The organism is Pseudomonas sp. 273, from assembly GCF_029201425.1.
Taxonomy (GTDB): Bacteria; Pseudomonadota; Gammaproteobacteria; order Pseudomonadales; family Pseudomonadaceae; genus Pseudomonas; species Pseudomonas delhiensis.
The window spans coordinates 2502426-2518182 of record NZ_CP116775.1 but is presented as its reverse complement, the minus strand read 5'-3'; the positions used below and the strand labels follow the sequence as shown (position 1 = coordinate 2518182).

At 68.6% G+C, this 15757-nt stretch carries 11 protein-coding genes and 1 pseudogene; 3 read left to right on the top strand and 9 right to left on the bottom strand.

The genetic code is table 11. The annotated features are described in order from the left end of the window. The first annotated feature begins 29 nt into the window (after positions 1 to 29). Together PKO50_RS11905 and PKO50_RS11900 are read left to right on the top strand one after the other, a co-directional pair. A pseudogene (locus PKO50_RS11905) lies at positions 30 to 1614 on the top strand (NAD(P)/FAD-dependent oxidoreductase). Next, on the top strand, positions 1611 to 2495 hold the full coding sequence (locus PKO50_RS11900; protein WP_109936930.1) for an SDR family NAD(P)-dependent oxidoreductase: 885 nt from the start codon (positions 1611 to 1613) through the stop codon (positions 2493 to 2495). Before PKO50_RS11905 ends, PKO50_RS11900 begins: the two are co-directional and overlap by 4 nt. 408 nt (positions 2496 to 2903) lie before the next feature. Here the strand turns inward: PKO50_RS11900 and PKO50_RS11895 are convergent, their stop codons facing one another. The 4 genes from PKO50_RS11895 to dnaX form a co-directional block, all read right to left on the bottom strand. After that, positions 2904 to 4052 (bottom strand): acyl-CoA dehydrogenase family protein, encoded by a 1149-nt coding sequence (locus tag PKO50_RS11895; protein WP_275629793.1) that lies wholly within the window; start codon positions 4050 to 4052, stop codon positions 2904 to 2906. Positions 4053 to 4158: 106 nt separating this feature from the next. Continuing rightward, positions 4159 to 4752: a recombination mediator RecR gene (gene recR / locus PKO50_RS11890; protein WP_275629792.1), complete on the bottom strand. Its 594-nt coding sequence runs from the start codon at positions 4750 to 4752 to the stop codon at positions 4159 to 4161. Positions 4753 to 4890: 138 nt separating this feature from the next. Continuing rightward, positions 4891 to 5217, bottom strand: a complete 327-nt coding sequence (locus tag PKO50_RS11885) for a YbaB/EbfC family nucleoid-associated protein (protein ID WP_009619439.1) — start codon at positions 5215 to 5217, stop codon at positions 4891 to 4893. 42 nt (positions 5218 to 5259) lie between these two features. Continuing rightward, entirely contained in the window at positions 5260 to 7422 is a 2163-nt protein-coding gene (gene dnaX / locus PKO50_RS11880) for a DNA polymerase III subunit gamma/tau (protein WP_275629791.1), read from the bottom strand. Between the two features lie 151 nt (positions 7423 to 7573). On the opposite strand from dnaX, the gene PKO50_RS11875 reads away from it, so the two are divergent. Then, a complete protein-coding gene (locus PKO50_RS11875; protein WP_109936926.1) occupies positions 7574 to 8296 on the top strand; it encodes a transporter substrate-binding domain-containing protein in 723 nt (240 codons plus the stop codon). A 201-nt stretch (positions 8297 to 8497) separates the two neighbouring features. Here the strand turns inward: PKO50_RS11875 and PKO50_RS11870 are convergent, their stop codons facing one another. The 5 genes from PKO50_RS11870 to PKO50_RS11850 all read right to left on the bottom strand — a co-directional run bounded on the left by PKO50_RS11870 (position 8498) and on the right by PKO50_RS11850 (position 15509). Continuing rightward, positions 8498 to 9745: a tetratricopeptide repeat protein gene (locus tag PKO50_RS11870; protein ID WP_275629790.1), complete on the bottom strand. Its 1248-nt coding sequence runs from the start codon at positions 9743 to 9745 to the stop codon at positions 8498 to 8500. Between the two features lie 9 nt (positions 9746 to 9754). Then, positions 9755 to 10954 carry an HlyD family type I secretion periplasmic adaptor subunit gene (locus PKO50_RS11865; protein ID WP_275629789.1) on the bottom strand — a complete coding sequence of 400 codons (1200 nt, stop codon included), beginning with the start codon at positions 10952 to 10954 and terminating at the stop codon, positions 9755 to 9757. Between the two features lie 55 nt (positions 10955 to 11009). Continuing rightward, a complete protein-coding gene (locus tag PKO50_RS11860) occupies positions 11010 to 13175 on the bottom strand; it encodes a type I secretion system permease/ATPase (RefSeq protein ID WP_109933527.1) in 2166 nt (721 codons plus the stop codon). Continuing rightward, positions 13172 to 14548 (bottom strand): TolC family outer membrane protein, encoded by a 1377-nt coding sequence (locus PKO50_RS11855; RefSeq protein WP_256595838.1) that lies wholly within the window; start codon positions 14546 to 14548, stop codon positions 13172 to 13174. The genes PKO50_RS11860 and PKO50_RS11855 overlap by 4 nt, the downstream gene beginning before the upstream one ends. 559 nt (positions 14549 to 15107) lie before the next feature. Further along, positions 15108 to 15509, bottom strand: a complete 402-nt coding sequence (locus tag PKO50_RS11850; protein WP_109933529.1) for a hypothetical protein — start codon at positions 15507 to 15509, stop codon at positions 15108 to 15110. Positions 15510 to 15757: the final 248 nt, after the last annotated feature.

The following is a 15757-nucleotide window of genomic DNA, read 5'->3' as shown; positions in this document are numbered from 1 at the left end:
AGATGTCTACATTGGCAACACGTAGACAGTTGTATACGCCTGCACACAAGCATAACAGGAGCCAGGTAAATGGGAACTCAACCTAAGACTGCCGCGGTCAGACACTGCAAGGTAGCCATCATCGGCACCGGCTTTTCCGGCCTGGGCATGGCCATCCGCCTGAGCCAGGAGGGCGAGGACGACTTCCTGCTGTTCGAGAAGGACGCCGGCGTCGGCGGCACCTGGCGGGTCAACAACTACCCCGGCTGCGCCTGCGACGTGCAGTCCCACGTCTACTCCTTCTCCTTCGAGCCGAACCCGGAATGGACGCGCATGTTCGCCCGCCAGCCGGAAATCCGCGCCTACCTGGAGAACTGCTGGAAGAAGTACCGCCTGGAAGGCCGCACCCTGCTCGACACCGAGATCCAGCGCCTGGAATGGGACGAGGCGCGCGACCTCTGGCACCTGCACGACGCCGCCGGCAACCACTACACCGCCCAGGCGGTGGTCTCCGGCATGGGCGCCCTGTCGATCCCCTCGACCCCCGACCTCAAGGGCCTGGACAGCTTCAAGGGCCACGCCTTCCACTCGCAGCACTGGGACCACGACTACGACCTGACGGGCAAGCGCGTGGCGGTGATCGGCACCGGCGCCTCGGCCATCCAGTTCGTTCCGGAAATCCAGCCGCTGGTGGCCAAGCTGGACCTCTACCAGCGCACCGCGCCCTGGATCCTGCCCAAGCCCGACCGCGCCATCAGCGACAAGGAGCGCGCGCGCTTCAAGCACTTCCCGCTGGTGCAGAAGCTCTGGCGCGGCGCCCTGTACAGCATGCTCGAAGGCCGCGTGCTGGGCTTCACCTTCGCGCCCTGGGCGATGAAGATGATCGGCAAGCTGGCGGTGCGCTACATCCACCAGCAGGTCAAGGACCCGGAGCTGCGCCGCAAGCTCACCCCCGACTACACCATCGGCTGCAAGCGCATCCTGATGTCGCCGAACTACTACCCGGCGCTGGCCGCGCCCAACGCCTCGGTGATCACCGACGGCATCCGCGAGGTCCGCGAGCACAGCATCGTCACCGCCGACGGCCAGGAGCGCGAGGTGGACGCGATCATCTTCGGCACCGGCTTCACCGCCAACGACCCCATCCCCCGTGGCACCGTGTTCGGCCGTGGCGGCGTGGACCTGCTGGACACCTGGCCGCAAGGCCCGGAGGCCTACAAGGGCACCGTCACCCGCGGCTTCCCCAACCTGTTCTTCCTGATGGGCCCGAACACCGGCCTGGGCCACAACTCCATGGTCTACATGATCGAGTCGCAGATCGCCTACGTGCTCGGCGCGCTGAAGCTGATGAAGCGCCGCGAGCTGCTCAGCCTGGAGGTCAAGGAAGACGAGCAGAAGCGCTGGAACCTCAAGCTGCAGCGCGGGCTCAACCATAGCGTGTGGAACACCGGCGGCTGCAAGAGCTGGTACCTGCACCCGGTGAGCGGGCGCAACTGCACCCTGTGGCCGGGCTTCACCTGGCGCTTCCGCCTGCTCACCCGCAGTTTCGACACCGCCGCCTATCATCTGAAGGCCAGGCCGTTCGAGGAAACCGACGCCATCCAGCAACCCCGCGCCGAGGAGGTCCCGGCATGAAGTCCTTCGAGAACAAAGTCGCCGCCATCACCGGCGCCGGTTCCGGCATCGGCCGCGCCCTGGCCGGCGAGCTGGCCTCGCGCGGCTGCCACCTGGCGCTGGCCGACGTCAACGCCAGCGGCCTTGAGGAAACCCGCCAGGGCCTGGCCTCCTACGGCGTGCGCATCTCCACCGAGGTGGTCAACGTCGCCGAGCGCGAGCAGGTGCACGCCTGGGCCGACAAGGTGGTGGCCGAGCACGGCAAGGTCAACCTGGTGTTCAACAACGCCGGGGTGGCCCACGCCGGCACGGTGGAGGGCAGCGAGTACGAAGAGTACGAGTGGATCACCAACATCAACTTCTGGGGCGTGGTGTACGGCACCAAGGCCTTCCTGCCGCACATCAAGGCGTCCGGCGAGGGCCACGTCGTCAACGTCTCCAGCGTCTTCGGGCTGTTCTCGCAGCCGGGCATGAGCGCCTACAACGCCACCAAGTTCGCCGTGCGCGGCTTCACCGAGTCGCTGCGCCAGGAACTGGACATGGAAGGCGGCGCGGTCTCGGCCAGTTGCGTGCACCCCGGCGGCATCCGCACCAACATCGCCAAGACCGCGCGGATGAACGACAGCCTGGCCAAGGTCACCGGGCAGAACGCCAACGCCGCGCGCCAGCAGTTCAACGACCAGCTGCTGCGCACCACCCCGGAAAAGGCCGCCCAGGTGATCATCCGCGGCGTGGAGCGCGACGCCCGGCGCATCCTCATCGGCACGGATGCACATGCAATTGATGTGATGCTGCGGTTGTTGCCGGTGTGGTACCAGAAGGTGGTTACCGTCAGCATGCGCCTGGCCGCGCGCTTCGCGCCCAAGCCCAAGGCCCGGCCGGAGGGTTACGAGGCCAAGTAGGGCCCGGGGTCGATGAAAGAAGAAGCCCGCTCCCTGGAGCGGGCTTTCTGTTTGATGGGTATCGCTTCGCTCAACGCCATCCTACGGGGCCTTGCTCTTCGTAGGAGCGAGCTTGCTCGCGAACAATGGCGTTTCCCGGCGGCTGCGGTGTTTGGGGTTGACTCCGCGCCCTCTCCCCAGCCCTCTCCCTGAAGGGAGAGGGGGCTTGTCCGTGCCGAGAGAAGGAATGGTTTCAGCTGGAAACCTGCGGTGTTGCCGGCTAACGCCAGAACATCCGTTTCTGCCCAACGGTCCCCTCTCCCTTCAGGGAGAGGGTTAGGGAGAGGGAACGAGGTCCAGCTATGCACCAGCGCAGCCAGGTAACGCCATTGTTCGCGAGCAAGCTCGCTCCTACAGGCAGCCCTCCCCTCACAGCCCCATCTGCTTGGCGATGATCTCGTTCATGATCTCCCGCGTGCCGCCGCCGATGGAGAGGATGCGGTTGTCGCGGTACAGCCGCTCCACCAGGCTCTCGCGCATGTAGCCCATGCCGCCGAGCAACTGCACGGCGTCGTAGACCACGCGGTCGGCGACGTCGGTGGCGAAGTTCTTGGCCATGGAGATTTCCTTCACCACGCTCTGCCCGGCGGCCATCTTCGCCGCCTGGCGGTAGGTGAACTCGCGGGACACCTCGACCTGGGTGGCCATCTCCGCCAGGCGGTGCTTGAGCACCTGGAACTTGCCGATGGGCTTGCCGAAGGCTTCGCGCCCGGCGCTCCATTTCAGGGCTTCCTCCAGCGCCAGTTGGGCGGTCATGTTGGCCATGGTGGCCAGGGCCAGGCGTTCGCTCTGGAAGTTGGCCATGATGCAGGCGAAGCCCATGTTCTCCATGCCGATCAGGTGCTCGACCGGCACCTTGCAGTCGTCGAAGAACAGCTCGGCGGTGTCCGAGGCCCACCAGCCCATCTTCTTCAGCTTGCGGCCCACCGTGAAGCCGGGGGTGCCCTTCTCCACCAGCAGCAGGCTGATGCCGCCGTAGCCCTCGCCGCCGGTGCGCACCGCCACCGTGTAGTAGTCGGCGCGCACGCCGCTGGTGATGAAGGTCTTGCTGCCGGTCACGCGGTAGTGGTCGCCGTCGCGCACGGCGCGGGTCTTCAGGCTGGCCACGTCGGAGCCGCCGGAAGGCTCGGTGACCGCCAGGGCCATGATCTTCTCGCCGGCCAGCACCTGCGGCACGATGCGCTCGCGCAGCTCGGGGCGGCCCCACTTGAGCAGCGGCGGCAGGCCGATGTCCAGCGAGCCCAGGCCGGCCACCAGGCCGCCGGAGCCGCTGCGCATCAGTTCCTCGCTGGCCGCCAGCTTGGCGAACAGGTCGCCCTCGTGGCTGCCGCCGTAGGTTTCCGGGTAGCCGATGCCGAGGATGCCGGCCTCGCCGGCCTTGCGGTAGAGCTCGCGGGGGAACTCCTCGGCTTCTTCCCAATCGGCGATGTGCGGGAGGATTTCCCGCTCGACGAAGCGTCGCACCGAGTCGCGGACCAGGCGGTGGCTATCGTCGAAGTAATCGGTGAATGCGGACATGGCGAGCCTCCAGGCGGGTTGCCTGAAAACTTACCTAGCGCTTGCTTGGTTTACAAGGCGAGGCTTTTGCCATCGCCTGGGCCGTTTCGGCCCAGATGCGCCGCGACTAGACGATCGGCCGGCGCCCGGCAAGGGCGTGGGCCAGGGTGCCGCCGTCCACCAGCTCCAGCTCGCCGCCCAGGGGCACGCCATGGGCGATGCGGCTCAGGACCAGGCCGCTGCCGGCCAGCAACTGGGCGATGTAGTGGGCGGTGGCCTCGCCTTCCACCGTGGGGTTGGTGGCGAGGATGACTTCGCTGAAGCTGCCGGCCTTGATCCGCGCTTCCAGCTCGGGAATGCCGATGGCCTCCGGGCCCAGGCCGTCCAGTGGCGACAGGTGGCCCTTGAGCACGAAGAAGCGCCCGCGGTAGCCGGTCTGCTCCACGGCGAACACGTCCAGCGGGCCTTCCACCACGCACAGCAGCGAGTCGTCGCGGCGCGGGTCGGCGCACTGCGGGCACAGCTCTTCCTCGCTCAGCGTGCGGCACTGCTTGCAATGCCCCACCCCTTCCATGGCCTGGGTCAGCGCCTGGGCCAGGCGCAGGCCGCCCGCGCGGTCACGCTCCAGCAGCTGCAGCGCCATGCGCTGGGCGCTCTTCTGCCCCACACCGGGGAGGATGCGCAGGGCGTCGATGAGTTGGCGGATCAGCGGGCTGAACATGGCGGGCGTCGGTCTCGAGATTTCAGGAAGGGTAAACGGCGCAGGAGCGGGCCCGCTCGCGAACGCTTTGCCTGCCGTTGCTGGCGCGGCGAAGGTTCGCGAGCAAGCTCGCTCCTACGGGTGTGGCGGTGTCGCGAATCAGAACGGCATCTTGAAGCCGGGGGGCAGCTGCATGCCGGCGGTCATGCCCGCCATCTTCTCCTGGTTGTTCTGCTCGATCTTGCGCACGGCGTCGTTCACCGCGGCGGCGATCAGGTCCTCGAGGATTTCCTTGTCTTCCTGCATCAGGCTGTCGTCCAGGCTGACGCGCTTGACGTCGTGGCGGCCGGTCATCACCACGCTCACCAGGCCGGCGCCGGACTGGCCGGTGACTTCGGCGTTGGCCAGCTCTTCCTGCATCTTCTGCATCTTTTCCTGCATCTGCTGGGCCTGCTTCATCAGGCCGGCCATGCCACCTTTCATCATCTCGATCACCTCGGTCGTTCAGGGTTGGTTGGGCGCAGGCGGTCAGGCCTTCGCCGCCAGGGGTTCGATGGTACCGGCGCGGACCACCGCGCCGAACTGCTGCCGCATCTGCAGCACGTACGGGTCGGCCCCGATGGAGGCCTCGGCCTCGCGCTGGCGCTCGGCGCGCTTGCGCGCCGCGGCCTGGGCCGGGGTTTCCTGCTCGGGCTTCTGGATGGTCACTTCCAGCTTCAGGGGGCGCCCATGGTACTGGTTCAGCGCCTCGTTCAGGCGGCGCTGCTGGGTGGCGTTGTACAACGCGCTCTGCCCCGGGTCCAGGTGCAGGTGCCAGACGTCGTCCTCCACCGCCACCAGGGTGCAGTTGGCGCCGATGCTCGCGGTCAGGCCGCCCAGGCCCAGGCGCGGGAACAGGTCCAGCCACTCGGCGGCCAGGCCCGTGGCCGGCAGGGCCGCGGGCTCCGGTTCCGGCTCGGGCCGGGCCTCGGCCTGCCGCTCGTCGCCAGCGTCCAGGTAGCTGAGCGCATCCATGTCGACTTCATAGTAGTCGTCGGCCGGCGGCGGCTCTTCGTCGCGGTCGTCGTCCTCGCTGTCGGCCATGACGATGGGCGCAGGCTCAGGAAGCGCAACGGGCGCGGGCGCCGGCTGGGGCTCGACCTGCGGCTGCGCGGCAGCCGGCGCGGCGGGTTCTTCCCAGGGCAGGTCGACGGCGGGGGCCGGCGCCTCCACGGCGGCCTGTGGTTCGACCGCGGGCAGTTCGGCGGGCGCGGCCTCGACCGGGGCCTGCGGAGCGGGCTCGACGGGGGCGGCCTCGACGACGGGGACGACGGGCGCCGGCGCGGGTTCGGGCACAGGCTCGGCCTCCACCACCGGAGCCGGAGCCGGAGCCGGAGCCGGAGCCGGAGCCGGAGCCGGAGCCGGAGCCGGAGCCGCCACAGGCTGCGGCGCGGGCGCGGCCGGCGCAACGGCGGCGGGCACGGTGGACACCACCGGCACGCTCGCCACGCTGGCAACGGCTGCCGGCGCCGCGACGGCGGCGCCGGCCACTGGGTTGCGGTTGGAATCAGCCGTGGCCTTGCTGATCCCCAGGTCCTTTAGCGGTGACCTCGGTGGGGCGCCGCCGTCCGCCGGGCGGAAGGCCAGCATGCGCAGCAACACCATCTCGAAGCCGCTGCGCGGGTCCGGCGCCAGGGGCAGGTCGCGACGGCCGATCAGGCCCATCTGGTAGTAGAACTGCACGTCCTCGCCGGGCAGCGCCTGGGCCAGGGCCAGCACCTTGTCGCGGTCGCCCTGGCCGTTGTCGACGGCGTCCGGCAGCACCTGGGCGATGGCCACGCGGTGCAGCACGTTGAGGATCTCGGCCAGCACCCCGCCCCAGTCCGGGCCCTGTTCGGCCAGGTGGCGCACGGCGTCCAGCAGGGCCCGCGCGTCGCCTTCGAGCAGCGCGTGGAGCACGCCGTAGACCTGGCCGTGGTCGAGGGTGCCGAGCATGGCGCGCACGTCGGCGGCCAGCACCTTGCCCTCGCCGAAGGCGATGGCCTGGTCGGTCAGGCTCATGGCGTCGCGCATGGAGCCGTCGGCGGCGCGGCCCAGCAACCACAGGGCGTCTTCCTCGAAGGGCACGTTCTCGGCGCCGAGCACGTGGGTCAGGTGCTCCACCACGCGCTCGGGCGGCATGTTCTTCAGGCTGAACTGCAGGCAGCGCGAGAGGATGGTCACCGGCAGCTTCTGCGGGTCGGTGGTGGCCAGCAGGAACTTGACGTGGGGCGGCGGCTCTTCCAGCGTCTTCAACAGGGCGTTGAAGCTGTGGCTGGAAAGCATGTGCACTTCGTCGATCAGGTAGACCTTGTAGCGCCCGCGGCTCGGCGCGTACTGCACGTTGTCCAGCAGTTCGCGAGTGTCCTCGACCTTGGTGCGGCTGGCGGCGTCCACTTCGATGAGGTCGACGAAGCGGCCTTCGTCGATCTCCCGGCACACCGAGCACTGGCCGCAGGGGGTGGAGCTGATGCCGGTCTCGCAGTTCAGGCACTTGGCGAGGATGCGCGCGATGGTGGTCTTGCCCACGCCGCGGGTCCCGGTGAACAGGTACGCGTGGTGCAGGCGCTGGTTGTCCAGCGCGTTGATCAGGGCCTTGAGGACGTGGGCCTGGCCGACCATTTCGCGGAACGAACGCGGACGCCATTTGCGGGCAAGAACCTGATAACTCATTGAAATCCATCGCGGCTGGTAGGCGGAAGTGGGCTAATCCTAGCGAAGAGGACCGGAAATTGCACCCGATGCAAGGGCCTGCAACCTGACAGGCTTGGCAAGACCCCCCGAAACAGGCATTGTGTCCTGCTTCCGCACGTCCGGAGCCCGAATGCGCGCACTCGTCCCCGCCCTCCTACTCATCGCCGGCTTGGCCCAGGCCGATCCCCGGCAGCTGAGTTTCTCGGTGGTCGAGGGCTGGGCCATGCCGCTGGCGCGGGTCGAGGACGGCCAGCTGACCGGCGGTATCCTCTTCGAGCTGTTCACCAGTACCGCGCGCAAGGTCGGCATGGCCCCGTCCTTCCACGTGCTGCCGCGGGCCCGGGTGGAACAGGCCCTGCACAACCACAGCATCGACGTGCGCTGCTACATCTCCCCCGCCTGGCTCAGCGAGGAGTTCCGCGACTACCGCTGGAGCGTGCCGCTGATGATCCAGCGCGACCTGCTGGTGGCCCGGGAGCGGGCCCCGGTGGACGTCGCCAGCCTGGCCGGACAGAGCATCGGCACCGTCCTCGGCTACGCCTACCCCTACCTGCAGCTGTCGTTCGCCAGCGGGCGCCTGCACCGCGACGATGCGCGCAACCAGGAGCTGGTACTGAAGAAGCTGGAGGCCGGGCGCTACGACTATGCGGTGTCCAGCGAGGTCGCGCTGAACTGGTTCAACCTCGCGCGGCCGGCCGAGCACCGCCTCTACCCGGCCGCCCAGCTCGACCAGGCGGAACTGGGCTGCATGGTCCTCGACGACCCGCACCTGCCGACCCAGGCGGTGCTCGACGCCCTGGCCGAGCTCAAGGCCTCCGGGGAAATCGCGCGCATCCTCGATCACTATCGCTGACGGCCGCGCCAGGGCCAGCCATGGCGTTGGCGATGAGAAAGGTGAAACGGCGGATAACCGCGAACGGTTATCCGCCCTACGGGTGGGCCTGGCGTAGGGCGAATAACGCTCCGCGTTATCCGCCGTTTGGCCTTGGCCGAATCCCGCGCGGGCCCCTGCAGCATCGGTGAAGCGGCGTACAACCGCGAGCGGTTGTACGCCCTACGCCTCCGGCGCCACCCCGATGCGCGCTTCGCCGCGGCGGATCCACTCGGCGTAGCGCGCCGGGATGTGCCCGTGCACCGCGCCGGCAGTCACCGTGGCGGCGTAGTCGCAGATCGCCTGCTCGCCCTCCCCGCCGCGGCGGTACAGGGTCCAGCGCACCCGGGTGCCCTCGGCCAGGGTGCAGGGCACTTCGAAGCGTGGCGAGCCTTCAGCATAGCCGACGTGGAAGTCGTCCGGCATGGGCCCACCGGGGAAGCCGGCGGCGCCCAGGAAGCCGAACATCGAATCGTGCTGCAGCAGGCTGCGCCGCGCGTAGGGCCAGACGTAGCGGCGCAGGAAGTGCTGGTCGGCGAAATGCCGCGAGGCCAGCGGCTCGGCGAAGAACGGCCGGAGCAGCTCCACCAGCGGCGGCAGCGCCCCGCCCACCGCGCCCCACAGGCCGGCCAGGAGCAGCTCGGTGTGGGTGCCGTTGTCGCGCAGGGCATGGAAGTGCCTGTCGCTGGCCAGCCATTCGGCCACCGCCTCGGCCTCGCGTTCGCTGATCACCGAGTCGGCGTCGCGGAACAGGATGCGCTGGGCCTGCGTATCGTCCAGCGCCAGGAAACGCCACATGGGCCCCGGCCACTGGCGCACAGCCTCGTCGACCAGCACCACTTCGCCACCGTTGTCGCGCAGGCGGCGGACGATGGCCTCGGGCACGCTGTCGTCGATGTAGAAGCGGCAGGTCCAGTGCGGGTAGATGCGCGGCTGCTCCAGCACGTTGAGCACCGCCGTCTCGCAGTACTTGGCGCTGGCGCCGAACAGCGAGAAGGCGATCAGGTTGCGCCCGCGGGTGGCGGCGCTGGGTGGTGGCGGCAGCGGCGGCAGGGCGTGGGCCAGCGGCGGCTCGACGCCGAACTGGCGGTCGCGCAGGGTCAGCGCGTGCAGGCCGTGCTGGCGCACCTGGTCCCACTGGCGCAGCGCGCAGTGGGCGTGGGACAGGGCGTCGAACAGCGCCAGGCCGGTGCCGCCGGCGGCCAGGGCGCGGCCGGCGTGCTCGACGGCCTGCTGCCAGCGCTCCAGCTTGATGCAGTTGACCGCCGCGTCGGTCCAGGCCACCGCCAGCTGCGGCCAGCGCCGGGTGGTCTGCAGGCACAGTTGCAGGGCCTCCTCATGCCGGCCCTGGGCGTAGAGCGCGCTTGCGCGCCTGCCGGCGGCCTCCACCTCGCGGCGCTCGCGGTAGCTGGGGGTGCGTTGCTTGGCCATGGCGCCTCCTCAGCGTTCGCGCAGCGCTTCGCGGGCGCGGTTGAGCGGCTTGGTCAGGTAGTCCCAGACGGTCTTGCTGCCGGTGTGCACGTCCACCGTGGCGACCATGCCGGGGAAGATCGGGAAGCTCTTGCCGTCCTTGTTCTGCAGCGAGTCGGTCTGGGTGCGTACGAACACCCGGTAGTAGTACTGGTCGCGGCGCACCTCGTCCTGGATGGTGTCCGGCGAGATGTGCGTCACCTTGCCGTCCAGGCCGCCGTAGATGGCGTAGTCGTAGGCGCTGATCTTCACCGTGGCCGGCTGCCCGGGGTGGATGAAGGCCACGTCGCGCGGCGAGATGCGCGCCTCCACCAGCAACTGGTCCTCCACCGGCACTATGACCATGAAGCGGCCGTTGGGCGGGATGACGCCACCGACGGTGTTCACCTCGATGTCCTTGACGATGCCGCGCACCGGCGAGACCACGGTCAGGCGCGACAGCGAGTCGGCGCGGCCGCGGGTCACCGACTGCTGCGCCTCCACCTCGCCGTTGGCCTTGGCCAGCTCCTCGCGGGCCTTGACGTAGTACTGGTTGCGCGTCTCGGTGGCCTTGAGCTCCAGCTCGTTGGCCTGGCGCTTCAGGCGCAGCACCTCGACGTTGCTCGCCGCGCCGATCTCGGCCAGGCGCGTGGTCAGCTTCAGCTCCTTGCGGACCAGCGCCAGGGCCTCGTTGATGCCCTGCAGGCTCTTCTGCAGGCTGTCGCGCCGCGACTTGTACAGGGCGGTCTCGGACCTCACCAGGTCCGGCTCCTCCAGCACTTCCGGGGGGAACACCAGTTCGCCGCCGTCCACCTCGGCGCGCAGGCGCGCGGCCATGGCCAGGGCGGCGCGCAGGCGCGAGGCGCTCTCGCCCACCGAGGACTCGGTCTTGGTGCGGTCGAGCTGGGCCAGCACCTGGCCGGCGTCGACGCGGTCGCCCTCCTTGACCCGCAGTTCGGCGAGGATGCCGCCCTCCAGGGACTGCACCACCTGCTCGCGGGAGCTGGGGATCACCTTGCCGGTGCCGGTGGAGACTTCGTCGAGCTCGAACAGGTAGGCCCAGGCGAACAGCAGCAGCATGCCGCCGAGCACGCACCAGACCAGCCAGGCGGCGCGGGGCGCGCGCTCCTTCGCCTGGAAATAGGGGGCCAGGGGCGCGGCCCCGGGCGCTTGAATCGAATTGGCTTGCATGGTCACTCCCGACACGGGCCAGGGCCCGCGTCCTCTGCGAATTGCGTGGGCGGCCTCAGGCCACCGCCGGGGCCTTCTCGCCGGGCTTGGCCGGCGGCGGGCCGGCGAGCTTGGCCAGCACCGCCTGCTTGGTGTCGTCGAGCACGACGCGGCCGTTGTCGACCACGATGATGCGGTCGACCCACTTGAGCACCGCCGGGCGGTGGGTCGCCACCACCAGGGTGCGCGACTTCAGCCAGGGCTCCAGGTGGCGGATCAGGGCCTGCTCGCCCACCTCGTCGAGCCAGGCGGTGGGCTCGTCGAGCAGCAGCACGCGCGGCTGGCGCAGCAGCGTGCGGGCCAGCAGCAGGCTCTGGCGCTGGCCGCCGGAGAGGCCGCGGCCGCCCTCCTGGACCATGTGCTCCAGGCCGTCGGGCAGGGCCTGCACCAGGCCCAGGGCGCCGCTCAGGCGCAGGGCCTCGAGCAGTTCCTCGTCGCTGGCGTTGGGCCGGCCCATGCTCAGGTTCTCGCGCAGGGTGCCGAAGAACAGGTTGGCCTGCTGGCTGAGAAAGGCCACGTCGCGGCGCACGTCGTAGGGGTCGATCAGTTCCAGGCGCAGCGAGTCGAGCAGCAGGCTGCCCTCCTGCGGCCGGTACATGCCGGCCAGCAGTTGCAGCAGGCTGGACTTGCCGGCGCCGTTGCGGCCGAGGATGGCGACCTTCTCGCCGGCGGCGATGCGCAGCTGGGCCACCTCGATGGCCGGGCGCTTGTCGTCCTGGCCGTAGCGGAAGCGCACGCCTTCGAGCTGGTAGTCGCCGTGCAGCACCGGACGGTGCAGGCGCTTGCCGCCCTCGGCGCTTTCCACCGGGCGCTTCATCAGTTCTTCCAGGCCCTCGCGGGCGACCTTGGCCTGCTGCCAGCGCGACATGATCCCGGAGATCTGCGCCAGGGGCGCGATCATCCGCGAGGACAGGATGGACATGCCGATCAGCGCGCCGGTGGTCATGTCGCCGCTCATCACCTGGAAGCAGCCGACCAGCACCACCAGCACGTACACCAGGGTCTGCACTTCCTGGGTCCAGGCCATGAGCGCGCCGGTGATGAAGCGCTGGCGCATGCTGACGGTGGCCGAGACCTCGTTGAGGTGGTTCCACTGGTTCTGGAAGCGCTGCTCGGCGCGCAGTTGCTTGACGTCCTCGATGCCCTGCACCGCCTCCACCAGCATGGCGTTGCGGATCGCCGACTCGCGCATGCCCTCCTTGGACAACCGCCCCAGCGGCTTCTGCGCCAGCAGGCCGGGGATCAGCAGCAGCGGCAGCACCGCCAGCGGCACCAGGGCCATGCTCCCGCCCACCGACCAGAGCACCACCAGGAACAGGAAGAAGAACGGCAGGTCGGCCAGCGCGCCCAGGGTGGTCGAGGTGATCAGCTCGCGCACCTGCTCCATCTCGCGGATCTGCGAGATGAACGAGCCGGTGGACTTGGAGATGGCCTCGTTGCGCAGGCGCAGGGCGTGGCCGAAGACGCGGTCGGAGATGCGCAGGTCGGCGCGCTTGCCGATCAGGTCGGAGATGTGGGTGCGCGCCAGGCGCATGCCGAAGCCGATGAGCACCGCCAGCATCACCCCGCCGAACAGCACCCACAGGGTCGGCTCGGACTGCGCCGGCACCACGCGGTCGTAGACCTGCATGGAGAACAGCATGGAAGCCAGGGCCAGCACGTTGGCCACCAGCGAGGCGAGCATCACGTCGCCGTAGCGCCGCCAGTCGCGCAGCACCAGGCTCCAGAACCAGTTGGGCTGGTAGGGCTTGATGTAGTCGTCGACGCGCACGTCCGCCACCGCCACCTCGGGGCGCAGGCGGTACACCCGCTGCACCCGCTCGGCCACTTCGGCGGCCGGCAGCGCCTGCAGCACGCCCTGCTCGCCGCTCAGGCGCACGCCGACGCCACCGTTGCCGTCGACGCTCTCGATCAGCCCCACCTGGCCGCCGGAGAACTGCGCCAGCACCGGCAGCCGCCAGGGGTCGAGCACGCCCTTGTCCAGGGCCTCGGCGCGCAGCGTCAGGCCCATGTCGCGGGCCATGTGCTGCAACTGGCCGTCCAAGTCCAGGCCGCGGTGCCATTCCAGGCCGACGCGGACGCGCTCCTCGGATACGTCCAGGCGGTAGTGCCGGGCCACCATCAGCATGGCTTCCAGCCAGGGGGCGCTGTCGGCCACCGGGCGTTGCGCTTGCGCGGTCATAGGGAATCACTCTCGAGTTGGAAGACGTCGTGCATCCGTCCGGTGGCGTTGATGAAGGCCACCTGGGCGCTCCACAGGTCATGGCGGGCGTTCACCGAATCGCTCTGCGCCTGGAAGATCTCCTGCTCGGCGTTGAGCAGGTCGAGCAGCGTGCGGGTGCCCAGCGACAGGTACTGCTCGCGGTACAGGCGCTGGGTGTCGACGATGCTCTTCTGGCGGTCGGCGAGCACCCGCAGGCGCTCGTCGAGGCCGCCCATCTGCTCCTGCAGGGCGGTCCACTGGTCGCGAGCCTCCAGTTGCCGGGTGTGTATGCGCTCTTCCGCCGCCCGCAGTGCCTGGCCGGCGCCGCGCACCCGCGCCGAGGGCGCGCCGCCGGCGAAGAGGTCGTGCTTGACGCCGAGGGTCAGGGTGTAGACGCGCTCGCCGGCCATGTCGCCGGCATTGCCGAAGTACTTGTTGACGCCGCCGTCGACGGTGAAGGTCGGCCGGGTGTTGGACCGCGCCAGGGACAGCTGGGCCTCGGCCTCCTCGCGCTCGGCCAGGGCCATGCGCACGCTCACCGGCATCTGCGGGTTCGGCTCGATCAGCCGGGCGGCCCGCTGCAGGCGTTCGGCGGGCACGCTGACGGCGGCCTCGCTCACCTCGCGGCCGATCATGGTGCGCAGCTTGCTCTTCTGCTGCTGCAGCTGGGTCTGGATGGCCAGCAGCGAGGCCTCGGCCGCCTCCACCCGCGACTGCGCCTGGATCAGGTCGGCCTGGGTGCTGGCGCCCTCGTCGGCGCGCTGCCGGGCCAGTTGCCGCAGGCGCTGCAGGCTGTCCACCAGGGTCCGGGCGCTGTCGCGCAGGGCGCGGTAGCGGGCGACCTCGATCAGCGCCTGGGCCGATTGCCGGGCGACCTCGTCCACCTCGCTCATCAGCTGGAAGCGCTGCACGCGCACGCCGGCCTCGGCGCCCTTGACCGCGTTGGCCACCTTGCCGAAGTCGTAGATCATCTGCGAGGCGGACAGCGACAGGTTCTGCCCGCTGCCGTAGGCGCCCTGCCTGCCGGTGTTGAGGCCGGTCTGGATGGTCGGCAGGTAGCCGGCCCTGGCCACGTTGATCGCTTCGCGTTGCTGGTCCAGCTGGGCGGCGGCATCGCGGATCGACGGGTAGGTTTCCACCGCCAGGCCGACCGCGCGCCACAGGTCCAGGGCACCGCCCTGCCCCGCCCCGGTATCCGCCGGCTGCCAGTCCCGGGCCAGGTGATCGACCGACAGGTCCAGCCTGGGCTGCGCACCGGCCCGCGCCACGGCCTGGCGCACCGCCGTGGCCGCGGGCGCCGCCGGCACGGGCGCGGCGGCGTCCAGCCACTGGCATTCGGGCCGGCAGACCATGCGCTTGCCGTTTTTGCCAGCAGTCTCGCCGGCAACTGCCAGAGAAGAAAATGCCAGGCAAGCCAACATTCCCCAATACAGTTTATTGAGATACATCCGAACCACCCTGAAAAACCGAGGCGGCAATACTACGGATCACCGCAAAGGCTATCTTTGAGAGAACATCCGAAAATGCCGTTTATTACTGATGCCTATCAGTCTATTACCCGACAACTCGTCCCATCAGAGGATAAATACGAACCAGCATGTAGGATTTTTCTTATACAAAAAACCAAAAATCCATCAACTCCGACCTGAACCGGCAGGATCTTCCCTAAATTCGACACAATAAAAAACCACTACCGAAGCAGTGGTTTTCGATACAACCAGCATGACTCGCACCAGCACGGCTTATTATTTTCAGTCCGCATAGATATAGCGAATTATTTTCCGCCCCATGAAGTTCGGCAAACCCGGGCAATGGAAACTGCACAAGCGAATATGCGACAGAGCCTGCCGTTTACCGGCAGGCTCCGAGACAGCTAAAGGCCACCCGATGGGCGATGGCCTCTTCTGGGGATCAACGCGGGCTCACAGAACCGCCGTTGCCGCCGCTGCCGCCGATCAGGCCGCCCAGCAGACCGCCGCCGTTGCCGACCTGCGGTGCCGGGTAATCCATGCGCCACCAACCTTCTGCGTTGCCGTTGAAGGTTTGCAGCGACATGTCCCAGCCATTCACCAGACCGTAGGTAACCGCATGAATGACGCCAAGAACGCCACCGATGACACCACCGAAGGCACCACTGGCGACACCAACGCCCAGGATGCCACCCACGGAGCCACCGGTTACCACGCCCTTGGCGACACCGGTGCTGAGGGACAGCGGGACCAGCATGATGGCCGCACCGATGCGACCGACCACGTCCTCGATGATACCCGCGCCCGCTACCATCTCGATTTCTTGCATTTTCAGTTCTTGCATTTGGATAGACTCCTTGCAGCTAACAGAATTGCCGCTTTCAAATCACGGCTCATTTTCTCGACATACCGCCACCGATATGAACAGCAATAGCAAGGCCGTCTGAAGCTTTCCAAGAATGATCCGCAACAACCAATATCCACGGCAAAAGCCCAGCCAAGGATCGTGGCTTGTTGATCAACCGGAAGTACTTCAGCCCAAGGCCATTTCAATTACCACGCGGAGACTCCGCGACAATTTCGGCGCCGGCT

What these genes read in the sequence shown, in the direction of transcription:
- PKO50_RS11865 (WP_275629789.1), bottom strand. Translation starts at nt 10,954, where the DNA reads ATGCAAGCCAATTCGATTCAAGCGCCCGGGGCCGCGCCCCTGGCCCCC.
- PKO50_RS11855 (WP_256595838.1), bottom strand. Translation starts at nt 14,548, where the DNA reads ATGGTCTGCCGGCCCGAATGCCAGTGGCTGGACGCCGCCGCGCCCGTG.
- dnaX (WP_275629791.1), bottom strand. Translation starts at nt 7,422, where the DNA reads ATGAGTTATCAGGTTCTTGCCCGCAAATGGCGTCCGCGTTCGTTCCGC.
- PKO50_RS11895 (WP_275629793.1), bottom strand. Translation starts at nt 4,052, where the DNA reads ATGTCCGCATTCACCGATTACTTCGACGATAGCCACCGCCTGGTCCGC.
- PKO50_RS11870 (WP_275629790.1), bottom strand. Translation starts at nt 9,745, where the DNA reads ATGGCCAAGCAACGCACCCCCAGCTACCGCGAGCGCCGCGAGGTGGAG.
- PKO50_RS11885 (WP_009619439.1), bottom strand. Translation starts at nt 5,217, where the DNA reads ATGATGAAAGGTGGCATGGCCGGCCTGATGAAGCAGGCCCAGCAGATG.
- recR (WP_275629792.1), bottom strand. Translation starts at nt 4,752, where the DNA reads ATGTTCAGCCCGCTGATCCGCCAACTCATCGACGCCCTGCGCATCCTC.
- PKO50_RS11900 (WP_109936930.1), top strand. Translation starts at nt 1,611, where the DNA reads ATGAAGTCCTTCGAGAACAAAGTCGCCGCCATCACCGGCGCCGGTTCC.
- PKO50_RS11850 (WP_109933529.1), bottom strand. Translation starts at nt 15,509, where the DNA reads ATGCAAGAACTGAAAATGCAAGAAATCGAGATGGTAGCGGGCGCGGGT.
- PKO50_RS11875 (WP_109936926.1), top strand. Translation starts at nt 7,574, where the DNA reads ATGCGCGCACTCGTCCCCGCCCTCCTACTCATCGCCGGCTTGGCCCAG.
- PKO50_RS11860 (WP_109933527.1), bottom strand. Translation starts at nt 13,175, where the DNA reads ATGACCGCGCAAGCGCAACGCCCGGTGGCCGACAGCGCCCCCTGGCTG.